At 65.3% G+C, this 13,855-nt stretch carries 12 protein-coding genes; 11 read left to right on the plus strand and 1 reads right to left on the minus strand.

Annotated features, from left to right (window positions below; translation table 11 throughout):
* Positions 1-115: 115 nt before the first annotated feature.
* Positions 116-484, minus strand: a complete 369-nt coding sequence (locus PKKP23_RS11120) for an autoinducer binding domain-containing protein (protein WP_126876922.1) — start codon at positions 482-484, stop codon at positions 116-118.
* 551 nt (positions 485-1,035) lie between these two features.
* Here PKKP23_RS11120 and PKKP23_RS11125 point away from each other — a divergent pair.
* From PKKP23_RS11125 to PKKP23_RS11175, 11 genes are all read left to right on the plus strand, one after another.
* A complete protein-coding gene (locus PKKP23_RS11125; RefSeq protein ID WP_126876923.1) occupies positions 1,036-1,989 on the plus strand; it encodes a dihydrodipicolinate synthase family protein in 954 nt (317 codons plus the stop codon).
* 262 nt (positions 1,990-2,251) lie between these two features.
* Positions 2,252-3,832, plus strand: a complete 1,581-nt coding sequence (locus PKKP23_RS11130; RefSeq protein WP_126876924.1) for an aldehyde dehydrogenase (NADP(+)) — start codon at positions 2,252-2,254, stop codon at positions 3,830-3,832.
* A 212-nt stretch (positions 3,833-4,044) separates the two neighbouring features.
* Positions 4,045-4,986, plus strand: coding sequence for an SMP-30/gluconolactonase/LRE family protein (locus PKKP23_RS11135; protein WP_026121463.1), 942 nt, complete (start codon positions 4,045-4,047; stop codon positions 4,984-4,986).
* A gap of 293 nt (positions 4,987-5,279) precedes the next feature.
* Positions 5,280-6,458: an extracellular solute-binding protein gene (locus PKKP23_RS11140; protein ID WP_126876925.1), complete on the plus strand. Its 1,179-nt coding sequence runs from the start codon at positions 5,280-5,282 to the stop codon at positions 6,456-6,458.
* A gap of 180 nt (positions 6,459-6,638) precedes the next feature.
* On the plus strand, positions 6,639-7,718 hold the full coding sequence (locus tag PKKP23_RS11145; protein WP_126876926.1) for an ABC transporter ATP-binding protein: 1,080 nt from the start codon (positions 6,639-6,641) through the stop codon (positions 7,716-7,718).
* The gene (locus PKKP23_RS11150; RefSeq protein WP_126876927.1) at positions 7,715-8,602 is read left to right on the plus strand and encodes an ABC transporter permease; all 888 of its coding nucleotides are present in this window, start codon (positions 7,715-7,717) and stop codon (positions 8,600-8,602) included. Before PKKP23_RS11145 ends, PKKP23_RS11150 begins: the two co-directional genes overlap by 4 nt.
* Positions 8,602-9,609, plus strand: coding sequence for an ABC transporter permease (locus PKKP23_RS11155; RefSeq protein ID WP_126876928.1), 1,008 nt, complete (start codon positions 8,602-8,604; stop codon positions 9,607-9,609). The genes PKKP23_RS11150 and PKKP23_RS11155 overlap by 1 nt, the downstream gene beginning before the upstream one ends.
* Positions 9,606-11,348: an L-arabinonate dehydratase gene (gene araD / locus PKKP23_RS11160; protein WP_126876929.1), complete on the plus strand. Its 1,743-nt coding sequence runs from the start codon at positions 9,606-9,608 to the stop codon at positions 11,346-11,348. Before PKKP23_RS11155 ends, araD begins: the two co-directional genes overlap by 4 nt.
* Before the next feature lie 258 nt (positions 11,349-11,606).
* The gene (locus PKKP23_RS11165; protein WP_017774928.1) at positions 11,607-11,840 is read left to right on the plus strand and encodes a hypothetical protein; all 234 of its coding nucleotides are present in this window, start codon (positions 11,607-11,609) and stop codon (positions 11,838-11,840) included.
* Between the two features lie 146 nt (positions 11,841-11,986).
* Positions 11,987-12,916 carry a serine O-acetyltransferase EpsC gene (epsC, locus tag PKKP23_RS11170; RefSeq protein WP_126876930.1) on the plus strand — a complete coding sequence of 310 codons (930 nt, stop codon included), beginning with the start codon at positions 11,987-11,989 and terminating at the stop codon, positions 12,914-12,916.
* Between the two features lie 19 nt (positions 12,917-12,935).
* Entirely contained in the window at positions 12,936-13,757 is an 822-nt protein-coding gene (locus PKKP23_RS11175; protein WP_126876931.1) for an AraC family transcriptional regulator, read from the plus strand.
* The last annotated feature ends 98 nt before the right edge of the window (positions 13,758-13,855 follow it).

A 13,855-nucleotide genomic window follows, 5' to 3' on the forward strand; every position in this document is an offset into this window, starting at 1 on the left:
GATGATCCTGCGCAAGCTGCGGCTTTTTTACGCCCTGATTCTCGTCGCTTTGCTTGGCTTCGAAACTGCTACGCAGTCGGCAGCGTGAACTCATTTGCCGAGCAAAATGAATTGTTCAGGGCCGACTGGGTAGCGTCACGCCGGCGCGCAGCCCGTGCGCGCTTGCTTCTTCGTACATGGACTTCTGCGGCGTCGTGGCGAACAGATCAGGCGACCATACGAGCGGCGACGAATGCGTCGTGCAGTGCGAGACGGTTGGATCGATATAGGCAAAACCTTGGTCTGTATAGGCTTGCCGCCACGACGACGCGTAGTTGCTGCGCACGTAGGCATCCTCGAGGCGCATGCCCGGGCGCGGCAGGATGGCGAGCAGAACCTGACTGAAGCCCCACGAGCCGGCGAGACCGGCAACGGCGTCGAACCATTGCGTCTCGTCGGATGCGGCCAGTATCGGCGACATCTGCTCAATGAAATGTAGCGGCACGGTATTACTCTCGATTCGCGGCTGGCCAATGCCGCAGGCGGCGCGGGGAGGGTTGCGCCCCCCTCTTCGGTTGTAACAATTTATCACTAAATTTCAGCGGGGTCGTTTTTGTTCCTCGTATTGACGTAACCGACCTGCCTCCGCTTGCGTGACAGGTCGTGCCGGAGCGGTCATGGCGCGGCACAGCACCGCCAAGTGGGACCGCGGCGCAACTGGTATGGGCGTTGCAGATATTTTTGCCCGTGATTATTACAGGGCCGCCACACCGAACGCGCAAATCCCTCGCGGGAAATCCCGGAATGTTGCGCACGGGAGACGTCTGTTTAAAAACGCGACCTGCGGATTAGATCCTTAAAAAGAATATTTTGCTTTGATCGCGGGTCAATATTCCGTTCACGGAGTTAATTGCCTGCGCGGTTTATATATTCTTCAGTGTTTCGCCCATATTCCGAAGCGGCCAGCGCGCATCGCTGGTCGAGGGTCAACTTGTTTGACAACTGGCGAGCGGAGGTGCCACACTGCGGCATCCCGAACACGCTGGCCGAGGTGTCATGAACGTCTCTCCGATCGTCGAAAGCGAATTCGCCGCCACGGTGATGGCCGTGCCGCCGCTGGCCCGTCGCGTCGACTACACACTGGACGCGGCGCAGAACCTCAAGCTCATCCGGCACATCGAGGCGGGCGGCGTGCGCACGCTGCTGTACGGCGGCAACGCGAACCTGTACCACGTGCCGGTGAGCGAGTATCGCGAGTTGCTAGACATGCTCGCAGACAGTACCGCCGAAACCACCCGCGTGATTCCGGCCATCGGACCCGACTACGGCAAGATGCTCGACCAGGCCCGCATTCTCTCGCAGACGCCGTACCGCACCGCGATGGTGCTGCCGCTCGGCGGGTTCACCACGCCGGAGGGGGTCGAGACCGGACTTACGCGCATTGCGGACATTGCCGGCATTCCGCTCACGCTATACGTGAAGAGCGAAGACTACGTGGACGTCGATACGCTCGCGCGGCTCGTCGACAGGGGCACACTGATTGCGGTCAAGTACGCGGTCGTGCGCGACGATCCAGGTGATGACGCCTGGCTGAGGCGCTTATTGCAGAGCGTGAGCCGGGCCAAGGTGATTTCGGGCATGGGTGAGCGGCCCGCGCTCGTGCATGTTCGCGACTTCGGTCTTGCTTCGTGGACCACCGGTTCGGGCTGCATCGCGCCGCGCGCCGTGATGGCGCTGCTGCGTGCCGCGCAGCAAAACGGGCTCGGCGAGGCGGCGGGAATCTACGATGCCTTCATGCCGCTGGAGACGCTGCGCGACGAGATTTCGCTGATCCGCGTGCTTCACGATGCTGTCACGTTCTCGGGCATTGCCGATATGGGCGCCATGTTGCCCTTGCTCAGTTCGACGCCGGCCGCGGATCATGCGAATATCCAGGCGGCGGCGCAGGCGTTGCTTGCGTTCGAGCAGGAGCAGGGCTGGATTCACCCGGGCCAGTCCCGGGTTCACTGACAACGACTCGGCTGCCGGCTGTGTCCGCATGGACACGAGGCCGGCATAGTACGAGCCGATGGACCGATTCGGCACGCCGGGTGCGCTGGTAAGCAAGCGCCTGCAACGCAGACGCACGGCACCCGCGGCGCTACCGGTCCTGCCCGGGTGGTCACCACGCATGGCCAACCGGCACAACCCTCTTCCACACACTACGCGCCAGGCGGACATGGCGGTGCCGCGACAGGTACCGCGGCCACCGGCGCTTCACAGGAGTTTGACGATGCAGATTACCGGAGAGATGCTGATCGGCGCGAGCGCCGTACGAGGGACGAAGGGCACGTTGCGTGCCTTCGACCCCGCGCGCAATGCCGAAATCGAGCCCACGTTCGGCGCGGGCAGCGTCACGGATGTGGACCGCGCGTGCGATCTGGCCGCACAGGCCTTCGACTCCTATCGCAGCGCACCGCTCGAAACGCGGGCGCGCTTCCTCGAAGCCATCGCCGAGAACATCCTCGCGCTCGGCGATACGCTGATCGAGCGCGCTCAGGCCGAGTCCGCCTTGCCGCGCGCCCGTCTTGAAGGCGAGCGCGGACGCACCGTCGGTCAATTGAAGCTGTTCGCCTCGCTCGTGCGCGAAGGGCGCTGGCTGACGGCCACGCTGGATTCGGCGATGCCCGATCGCAAGCCGCTGCCGCGCTCCGACCTGCGCATGCAGAAGATTCCGGTGGGCCCGGTGGCGGTGTTCGGCGCCAGCAACTTCCCGCTCGCGTTTTCGGTGGCGGGCGGCGATACCGCTTCCGCGTTCGCGGCCGGCTGCCCGGTGGTCGTGAAGGCGCATCCGGCGCACCTCGGCACGTCTGAACTCGTGGGCCGCGCAATCCAGAAGGCCGTGGCGGACTGCGGTCTGCACGAAGGCACGTTCTCGCTCGTGATCGGGGCCGGCAATGAAATTGGCGAAGCCCTGGTCGCGCATCCTGCGATCAAATCGGTCGGCTTCACGGGCTCGCGCCGCGGCGGTCTGGCGCTGGCCGATATCGCATCGAAGCGCCGCGAGCCGATTCCTGTCTTCGCGGAAATGAGCAGCATCAACCCGGTGTTCGTCATGCCCGGCGCGCTGGCCGCACGCGCAGACTCGATTGCAACCGGCTTCGTGGAATCGGTCACGCTGGGCGTGGGCCAGTTCTGCACGAATCCGGGTCTCGTCATCGTGCTCAACGGACCGCATACCCAGGGCTTCATCGACGCCGCCGCTCAGGCGCTCGCGAAGAAGGGCGCGCAGACCATGCTGACCGCGGGCATCGCCGCCGCGTATCGCGAAGGCGTGGCGCAGCGTGCCGAAACGAGCGGCGTGAAGAGCGTGGCGCAAGGCACGACAAGCGACGCGTCGTGCTCCGCGCTGCCTGCGCTGTTCACGACCACGGCGGCCCAGTTCCTCGCCACGCGGGCGCTGGAGGACGAGATCTTCGGGCCGACGTCGCTGATCGTGACCTGCGCCGACGTGAGCGAAATGACGAAGGTGGCCGAGCAGATCGAAGGCCAGCTCACGGCCACGCTGATGATCGAACCGGCCGACTACGAACTCGTGCGCGGCCTGCTGCCCACGCTGGAGCGCAAGGTGGGCCGCATTCTGGCGAACGGCTATCCGACGGGTGTCGAGGTCTGTTACGCGATGGTTCACGGCGGACCGTTCCCGGCCACGAGCGATCCGCGTGCGACCTCGGTGGGTGCGACCGCGATCGATCGCTTCCTGCGTCCGGTCTGCTATCAGGACCTGCCGGCCGAGCTGCTGCCTGAAGCCGTGAAGGACGGCAATCCGCTGAAGCTCTGGCGTCTGCGCGACGGTCAGCTCGGACGCGACTGAGCGGGCGGGGAGAACCGGGAGAACGCCGTGTAGCGCGTTGCGGCGGTGACGTCGGAGTCGCCGCCGCGATTCCTCGGTTCGCGTTCCTCGCGCCGCTTCTCCGGCCCGCTTTGCCGACCCGCTTCTCCGGCCCGCTTCTCCGTCTTCGTTCGCGGCCGTATCGCAACGCTCCCCGCCACGGCGCTGCATCGCGCCCAAGCTTGCCTCTCACCATGACCGACCACCCCAGCCGCCGCTATCCCGACCCCGCCATCCGCGTGCTCGATCCGCGCTTCACGGCGCTGCGGCTCGCGTCGGCGTCGGTGGAGTGTCTCTATCAGGGCGCGCGCTGGTCCGAAGGGCCGGTCTGGTTCGGCGATGGCCGCTACCTGCTGTGGAGTGACATTCCCAACAACCGCATCCTGCGTTGGGACGAGGAAACGGGCGCCGTGAGTGCCTTTCGCCAGCCGTCGAACAACGCGAACGGCAATACGCGCGACCGCGAAGGCCGGCTCGTCACGTGCGAGCACCTCACGCGCCGCGTCACACGCACGGAGTACGACGGCACCGTCACCGTGATCGCCGACCGCTATCGCGGCAAGCGCTTCAATTCACCGAACGACATCGTCGTGAAGTCCGATGGATCGATCTGGTTCACGGACCCCACCTTCGGCATCGACAGCTATTACGAGGGCGAGAAGCAGCCGTCCGAACTGCCGGCCTGCGTCTATCGCGTCGATCCGCACTCGGCGGAGGTAACGGTCGTGATCGACGATGTGGCGGGCCCGAACGGTCTCGCCTTTTCGCCCGACGAGTCGCTTCTCTATGTGGTCGAGTCGCGTTCCGAGCCGCGCAAGATTCGCGCGTTCGACGTGAGCGGCGACGGCCGCACGCTGTCGAACAATCGCGTTGTGATCGACGCCGGTCCCGGCACGCCCGATGGCTTTCGCGTGGACATCCACGGCAACCTCTGGTGCGGTTGGGGCATGGGTACCGACGAACTCGACGGCGTGCGCGTCTTCACCCCGCAGGGCGAGGCCATCGGCCATATCGCGCTGCCCGAGCGCTGTGCGAACGTCTGCTTTGGCGGGCGCCACCGCAATCGACTCTTCATGGCGGCGAGCCACGGCCTTTACGCGCTTTACGTGAATACGCAGGGCGTGAAGGGCGGTTGAGCCAAGGGGTTTCGCCGCCGTCAAGTTGCCAAACAAGTAAAGGTTTCCACTACCACGCCGCAGTGCGATCTGCTCGCGGGGATTAAACGGAAACCCTTGCTGGTAGAGGTTTTGTGCGCACTCCAGCGGTCTCGTGCAGCCCTATCCGGTTCGGATAATTTGCTTGACATCGACGCGCCGCGTTCGTTATTTTGCGGTAACCGGGGACCGGTGGCAGGGCGCCGTGCGAACCTGCCGCGCCTCATCCGCACCGTCCGCGGCGTCCATATCAAGAGAACAACCGAGGAGATGCGATGACCTTTTCTGGCGGATTGTCAGTCAGGCTGCTGGCAGCATGTGCCGTCGCGGTGGCCGCAGTGGCCGCGCAGGTTCCTGCCGCGCAGGCGGCGGACGCTGTGACGCTGAACATCGTGGACGTGGCGGGTGACCTCCAGCTCACGCAAAAGGGCTTCGAGGCGTTCAAGGCGAAGTATCCGAACCTGGTCTCGAACATCACGTACACCAATGCGCCCGCGCCGCAACTGCCGGGCAAGATCAAGGCGATGCAGGCGGCGGGCCGCTCCGACATCGACCTCGTGCTGACCGGCACCGACGCACTCGCGGCCGGCATCGAACAGAACCTCTGGCTCAAGCTCCTGCCCGACCAGGCCTCGGTGTTTCCTGGCGTGCTGGACCGCTATGCGCCTGGCCCCCGCAAGATGCAGGACCTGGCGCAGGGCTTTGGGCTCGAAGTCGCGTACATGCCCGCGGGACCGCTCATCGAGTACAACCCGGCCAAGGTGAGCAATCCGCCGAAGACGCCCGATCAACTGCTGCAATGGTGCAAGGCGCACCCCGACCGCCTGATCTACGCGCGTCCGGCCAATTCGGGTCCGGGCCGCACGTTCCTGATGGGCCTGCCCTACGTGCTGGGCGACAAGGACCCCGTGGACCCGATCCACGGCTGGGACAAGACGTGGGCCTTCCTCAAGCAGCTGAATGACTGCATTCCGTACTACCCGGGCGGTACGTCGGCAGTGATGAAGGAACTGGGCGAAGGCACGCGCGACATGACCGTGACGGTGACGGGCTGGGACATCAATCCGCGTGCGCTCGGCATCGTGCCGGCCGACTATCGCGTGCAGGCCTTCGACAACATGACCTGGGTGAACGACGCCCACTACATGGTGATCCCGAAGGGCGTGCCGAAGGAAAAGCTGGACGTGCTCTTCAAGCTGATGAACTTCATGCTGGAGCCGGCGCAGCAAGCCCTGACCTGGGACGACGGCTACTTCTATCCCGGGCCCGCCGTGAAGGGCGTGACGCTCGAACAGGCGCCGGCGCACAGCCAGGACGTGCTCAAGAAGTACGGCCGGCCTGAGTATCCCAAACTGATCGCCGACCATCCGCAGGCGCTGCCGCTTTCCGCGCAGGCCATGGTGGCGGCGTTCCAGAAGTGGGACCGCGAGATCGGCGCACAGAAGACCAAATAGACCGACAAGGCGTCCAGCGTGGCGCCATTGTCGCGACATCGATACGGGTGGCCGGCGCGGGTGGTATCGCCAGCGCCGGCCGCGCCGTGCAGACCAGGGCCAAGGGCCAGTCTCAAGGACCAGTCTCAAGGATCAGGACCCAGCCGTCCCCATACCGGACGGAAAGACGAGGAACGCACGATGAATCGTCACTTTGAGGAACTGCGTCTCGAATCCGTGAGCCGCAGCTTCACCAGCACAGAAGGCCATGCGGTGGCGGCCTTGCAGGGACTCGATCTGAACATCCGCCGCGGCGAGTTCATCGCGCTGCTCGGGCCATCGGGCTGCGGCAAGTCCACGGCGTTGAACTGCATCGCGGGACTGCAGCCGCTTTCGGGCGGCGGCATCTGGCTCGACGACCGGCGTATCGACGTGCTGCCGCCCGAGAAGCGCGGCTTCGGCATGGTGTTCCAGAACTACGCGCTGTTTCCGCACATGTCCGTGCTCGACAACGTGGGCTTCGGTCTCAAGATGCGCGGCGTGGCGAAGGGCGAAGCGCAGCGGCGCGCGCGCGAGGCGCTGCAACTCGTTCAACTCGTGGGACACGAGCGCAAGCTGCCGGGGCAGTTGTCCGGCGGCCAGCAGCAGCGCGTGGCGATTGCGCGCGCCATCGTGATCGAGCCGCCGCTCGTGCTGATGGACGAGCCGCTCTCGAATCTCGACACGAAACTGCGTATCGAGATGCGCGCGGAGATCCGGCGCATTCATAGCCAGCTGGAGCGCGCGACCCTCTACGTGACGCACGACCAGGACGAAGCGCTTTCGATGGCGGACCGCATCGTCGTCATGAAAGAGGGCGTCGTGCAGCAGGTCGCCACGCCGAAAGAGGTGTACGGGCGGCCGAAGAATCTGCACGTCGCGCGTTTCATGGGCTATCGCAATGTGGTGCCGTTCACGCTGGAAGCCGCCGAGGGCGAGCGGGTGCGGCTCGCGAACGGCAGCGTGCAACTGGTCGGCACACCGATGGAAGCGTTCAGCGCCAAGGCCGTGAGCGTTGCGCTGAGACCCGAGGACATCGAGCGTGCCGCCCCCGGTGCCGAGAACGCTTTCGACGCCGAAGTGGAAACCGTCGAATACGGCGGCCGCGATTCGCTGATTCGCGTGCAGACCGCGTTCGGCGCACTGTGGGCACGGCTGGCCGGCGAATTTTCGGAAGGCGAGCGCATCAGCCTGCGCGTGCCGGCAGCTCGCACGCTGGTCTACGACGTGGAGGCGCCATGAACGCGAACGCCGCCACGCTACCCGCAACTGCCGCAGCGCCCAGTGATCCGAAGCGCTGGCTCGTCACGCCCGCACTTGTCTTCATCGTCGCGCTGTTCATCTATCCGTTTGCGTACGGGCTCGTGCTGTCGTTCCAGCCGATGAACGGCGGCGGCATCTGGGCCAACTACGCCACGTTCTTTTCCGACACCTCACTCTGGCCGACGATTCTCGTCACGCTCAAGCTCGCCGTGCCGGCCACGCTCATCAACGTCGGTGTTTCGGTGCCGGTGGCGTTCGCGCTGCGCCGTCCGTCGCCGTATCAGAAGCTCGTTACCACGCTGCTCGTGATTCCGGTCACGCTCGGCACCGTGCTGATCGCGGACGGCATGCTCACCTACTTCGGCCCGAACGGCTGGTTCCCGCAGACGCTGCACGTGCTGCATCTCTATGCCGACGAAGTGCGGCTCACGCACAACTACTGGGGCGTGTTGATTTCGCTCGTGGTGTCGGGCTTTCCGTTCGCGTTTCTGCTCACGCTCTCCTACGTCACGGGCATCGACCCGACGCTCGCGAGCGCGGCCGCCACGCTCGGCGCCGGGCCGTGGCAGCAATTCCGCCGCATCTATTTCCCGCTGCTCGTGCCCGGGCTCACCATGGCGGCGTGCCTTTCGTTCGTGCAGGCGTTCTCGGTGTTTCCGTCCGCGGTGCTGCTCGGCGCGCCGGCGGGCCCCACGCGCGTGATGTCGATTGCCGCCGCCGAGGCCGCGTTCGAGAACTACGATTACTCGCTCGCTTCAGCCGTCGCCATCGTGATGGGCTTCGTGCAGTTGATCGTCGTGGCCGCGATGCTGGGTGCGCGCCGCTTTTTCTATCGCGGACCCACCACCGGAGGAAAAGGCTGATGACCACCGATCGCGAGACGAGGCAAGCGTGGCGCCGCTCCGTGCCGCGCGAGCTGGCATCGAATGCCGGCGCGGCGTCGTCGTCGCCTGCCGCCATGAACCTGTCCGCGAGCAGCGAGGACGACAGCGCATCGCGCAACCACGGCCGCCGTGGCGAGCAGCCGGCGAGGCGAGGGCCGCGCGCGAGTCTGCCCGACCTCGTATGGAAAGCGCTCGTGTGGGGCGCGATGGCGTTCTTCCTGCTCAACGTGCTGCTGCTCATTGCCACCGTGGCGATCAACTCGATCGCGACGCGCTGGTTCGGCACGCCGCTGCCGCAAGGGTTCACGCTCCACTGGTACGCGCAGGCCTGGTCCGACTTCCAGTTGGCGAGTGTGCTGTGGGTCACGGTGGAAGTGGTGGGCGCGGTCGTGCTGCTTTCCATCGTGCTCGGTGTGCCGGCGGCCTACGCGCTCGCGCGCGTGCAGTTTCGCGGCAAGCGGCTTGCCATGCTCGTGTTCCTGCTGCCGTTGATGGTGCCGCCTGTCACCTACGGCATTCCGATGGCCACCGCCATGTACAAGTTCGGTCTCGCAGGCACGCTGAGCGGCGTGATTCTTGCGAACCTCGTGCCGGCGCTGCCGTTCGTGATTCTCGTGATGACGCCGTTCATCGAACAGATCGACCCGAACCTCGAAGCCGCTGCACGCATCTTCGGCGCGAACACGCTGCGCTATTTCCGCTACGTGCTGCTGCCGCTCCTCGTGCCGGGTATGCTCGCGGCGGGTCTGCTGGTGCTGGTGCGCACCATCGGCCTCTTCGAACTCACGTTCTTCACGGCGGGGCCCGCTACGCAGACACTCGTCGTCGCGCTCTATTACGCGGTATTCTCGACGGGCGTGCGGGCGCCGCAATCCATCGACGCCATGGCCATGATCTACATGGCGATCACGCTGATCTGGGTCATCATCGCGCTGCAGTTCGTGAGCCCGACCCAGATCGTTTCGCGTGTGAAGGAGAGAAAGTGACGAAGAGAAAGACCCCGGAAACGCTGCGCAGCCACCGTTGGTATGGCGTCAACGACCTGCGCTCGTTCGGCCATCGTTCGCGCACCTCGCAGATGGGCTACAGCCGCGAAGAATACGCAGGCAAGCCCGTTATTGCGATTCTCAATACGTGGAGCGAAATCAATCCGTGCCATACGCACTTCAAGCAGCGTGTGGAGGAAGTGAAGCGCGGCATCTGGCAGGCTGGAGGCTTTCCCGTCGAGCTTCCTGTACAGACACTTTCCGAGCCGTTCCAGAAACCCACCACCATGCTCTATCGCAACTTCCTCGCGATGGAGGTGGAAGAGACACTGCGCTCGTATCCCGCCGACGGCGTCGTGCTGATGGGCGGCTGCGACAAGACGACGCCGGCGCTGCTGATGGGCGCGATATCGATGGACCTGCCCGCCATCTTCCTGCCGGCCGGCCCGATGCTGCGCGGCAACTGGAACGGCGTGACGCTGGGCTCCGGCTCGGACACCTGGAAGTACTGGGCCGAACTGCGCGCCGGACATATCACCGAAGACGACTGGCAGGGCGTGGAAGGCGGCATTGCGCGCTCGCCGGGCCACTGCATGACGATGGGCACGGCGTCTACCATGACGAGCGCCGCTGAGGCGCTGGGCTTCACGCTGCCCGGCTTCGCATCCATTCCCGCGCCCGATTCGCGGCACGCGCAAATGGCGGCGAAGACGGGCATGCGCATTGTCGAGATGGTGTGGGAAGACCTGAAGCCCTCGGACATTCTCACGGCCGGTTCCGTGGATAACGCGGTGACCACATGTCTCGCGCTATCGGGTTCGACCAACGCGATCGTGCACATGATCGCGGTGGCGCGCCGCGCGGGCATCGAACTTACACTCGACCGCTACGACGACATTTCGCGCCGTACGCCGGTGCTCGCCAACATCCGGCCGACCGGCGAGTACCTGATGGAAGACTTCTTCTATGCGGGCGGCCTGCGCGCGATGCTGAAGGAACTGGGCGATCTGATCGACGGCACGCAGAAGACGGTAAACGGCAAGACCATCGGCGAGAACATTGCGGACGCGCAGGTCTTCAACGACGACGTGATCCGCCGCCGCAGCGCGCCGCTCCTGCCCGACAACGGCCTCGCGGTGCTGCGCGGCAACATTGCGCCGAACGGCGCCGTCATCAAACCGGGTGCGGCCGAACCGCATCTGCTCGTGCACACGGGCCGCGCCGTGGTGTTCAAGGACTACAACGACATGGCGGCGCGCATCGACGACGAATCGCTCGACGTCGACGAACACAGCGTGATCGTGCTGCAACACGCGGGGCCAATCGGCGCGCCTGGCATGCCCGAGTGGGGCCAACTGCCTATTCCGAAGAAGCTGTTGCAAAAGGGCGTGCGCGACATGGTGCGCATCTCCGACGCACGCATGAGCGGCACGAGCTACGGCGCGTGTGTATTGCACGTGGCGCCGGAGTCGTTCATCGGCGGACCGTTTGCGCTGGTGCGCGACGGCGACCTCATCGAACTCGACGTGCCGCAGCGCAAGCTGAACGTGCTGGTTTCCGACGAAGAACTGGCGCGCCGCAAGTCGGAGTGGGTCGCACCCCCGCCGCGCTTCACGCGTGGCTACGGCGCGATGCATCAGATCCACGTCATGCAGGCCGACAAGGGCTGCGACTTCGATTTCCTGCAACGAGGCGGTGCGGGTGGCGCGCAGCGTGCAGGCGAACCGGAGATCCACTAAGTGCACAAGAGACATGACGTCCTGGTACTTTTCCTGATGGCTTTGCGCCCTACCACCCGTGCCTTTGTTCGCGACTTGAACAGCTCGCGGTAATTTGCTTTTTTCCTTGGATCGCCAATTTTCTTGAGAGTATGATCCTCTTTCGACAGTTGGCGCGTGCGTAGTCAACGGCCTCATCGAGCGGCCGGGTGTGGGTTTCACGGCAGTTCCCGACGCGCCTTTTGAACCAGACAAGGGCAGTCAGGGCGGGTGACACTCATGCACTTCGACGCTGCATTCACGCATCGCGGCTATCTGCTGAATTGCGCCCCGGCGCGTGCCGGCGACGGCAGCTGGCAACCCTACGTGGTCATTTCACGCTCCAGCGACGGCGAACTCGTCGCTAACCGCTTCTTTCCCACCGACCTGCGCTTCACCGACGAAGCCGCCGCCATCGCCCACGCGCGCGACTGGGCCGTGCGCTGGATCGACGCCAGCAGCATAACCATCTGAGGCGCGCGAAGGCGCGTCTTTCCGCTTGCATCGCACGTCGACACGACGCGCGCATGCCCCGCCCGTGCGGCGATTCACGACAAAACGCGGTAATCTCTGGGGACACTTCACTTTTCGCCGTGCCACGCGCGGCTGTCGTTGTCACCATGTCAAATCCGTCTTCTTCGAACTGGGGCCTGGAGCAGATCGTCGCGGAGCTGCGCGCGTCGCGCGAGGAACTGCATCGAACGCGCCATCCGCGCGGTATTCGCGAATTGCCGTCGCGCGAGGCGATGGTCGGCATCGTCAACGGCCTGCGCGCAGCGCTCTTTCCCACGCACTACGGCGCGCCCGATCTGACGGACGAAAGCGTCGACTATTACGTTGGACACACGCTGGAAAGCACACTGCGGCTGCTCGCTGAGCAGATTCGCCGCGCGCTGCGCTTTTTGCCCGAGCATGCGGAGACACCGAACGAATTGCTGCGCGTGCGTGCCTTCGACGTGGCGCGCGAGTTCGGCAAGCAGTTGCCCGGCATTCGCGCGCTGCTGGTCAGCGACATTCAGGCCGCCTATGCCGGCGACCCGGCCGCGCAGCACATCACCGAAATCCTGCTGTGCTACCCGGGCGTGCTCGCGGTCACGCATCATCGGCTCGCGCATGCGCTGCACCGGCTCGGCGTGCCGCTGCTCGCGCGCTTTATCAACGAGATTGCCCACTCGGCCACCGGCATCGACATTCACCCGGGCGCGCAGATCGGCCCCAGCTTTTTCATCGACCACGGCACGGGCGTGGTGATCGGCGAGACCGCGATCATCGGCGAACGCGTGCGGCTCTACCAGGCGGTGACGCTCGGTGCGAAGAGCTTTGCGGCGGACACCGACGGCACGCTCGTGAAGGGCAACGCGCGGCATCCGATTGTCGAGGACGACGTCGTGATCTATGCGGGTGCAACGATTCTGGGCCGCGTCACGATCGGTCGCGGCTCGGTGATCGGCGGCAACGTGTGGCTCACGCACAGCGTGCCGCCGGGCAGCAGCGTGACGCAGGGCAAGGCGCGCGAAGTGGAACGCAACGAAGCAGGGCGGCCGACGTGAACGGTCCGCATGCGCGGCCATGAAACGCGTGCCATCAGGCCGCGTGCGCATGCTGCGCACCGCGATTGCCGGCGTCGAGGCCACTGCCGCCGCCACGTCACACACGTTCGCACGGCACTCGCACGACCACTTCGGCGTGGGCGTCATCACGCACGGCGGGCATCGCTCGGCGAGCGGGCGCGGACCGGTGGAGGCGCGCACGAACGACGTCATCACCGTGAATCCCGGCGAGGTTCATGACGGCCGGCCCTTCGACGAACGTGGCCGCGCATGGCAGATGCTGTACTTCGAGCCGTCGCTCGTCTTCGATGCCGCGCGCGAGCTTGCGGGCACGAACGCATGCAACCTCGAATTGACGCGTCCCGTCGTGTACGACCCTCGATTGAAAAAGCTGTTCGAGCGACTCTTTGCGATTGCCACCGATCCTGTGGCGTACCCCGACGCACTTGTTCGCGACGAGGCATTGGCCGCGTTCTTCGAATGCGCGATCGAGTCGCACGCTACGTTGACGCCCCGACGTCTCGCGCCCGGGTCGGTCGCGCACGCCAAGGCCCGCATCGACGACGATCCCTCGGCATCACACACACTCGCAGCGCTCGCCGCGGATTCCGACATGAACCGCTTCCAGCTGCTGCGGGCATTTGCACGCGACGTCGGCATGACGCCACATGCCTATCTGGTCCAGCGCCGCGTCATGCTGGCGCGGCGTTCGATTGCGTCTGGCCTTGCGCTTGCCGATGCGGCCGCCAGTGCAGGCTTCGCGGACCAAAGCCACATGACGCGCGCGTTCGTGCGCATGTTCGGCGTGACGCCGGCCGTCTACGCCGGTGCAGTGCGATAAGCAGCCACGTGGGCTGCCGTACGTTGCACGCGGTACGTCGCACCCTCACGCTGCAATTTCGTTCAAGACCCTCCACGACGCTGGACCCTAAGCTGCGT

The organism is Paraburkholderia kururiensis JCM 10599 = LMG 19447 (genome assembly GCF_003986935.1).
Lineage (GTDB): Bacteria > Pseudomonadota > Gammaproteobacteria > Burkholderiales > Burkholderiaceae > Paraburkholderia > Paraburkholderia kururiensis.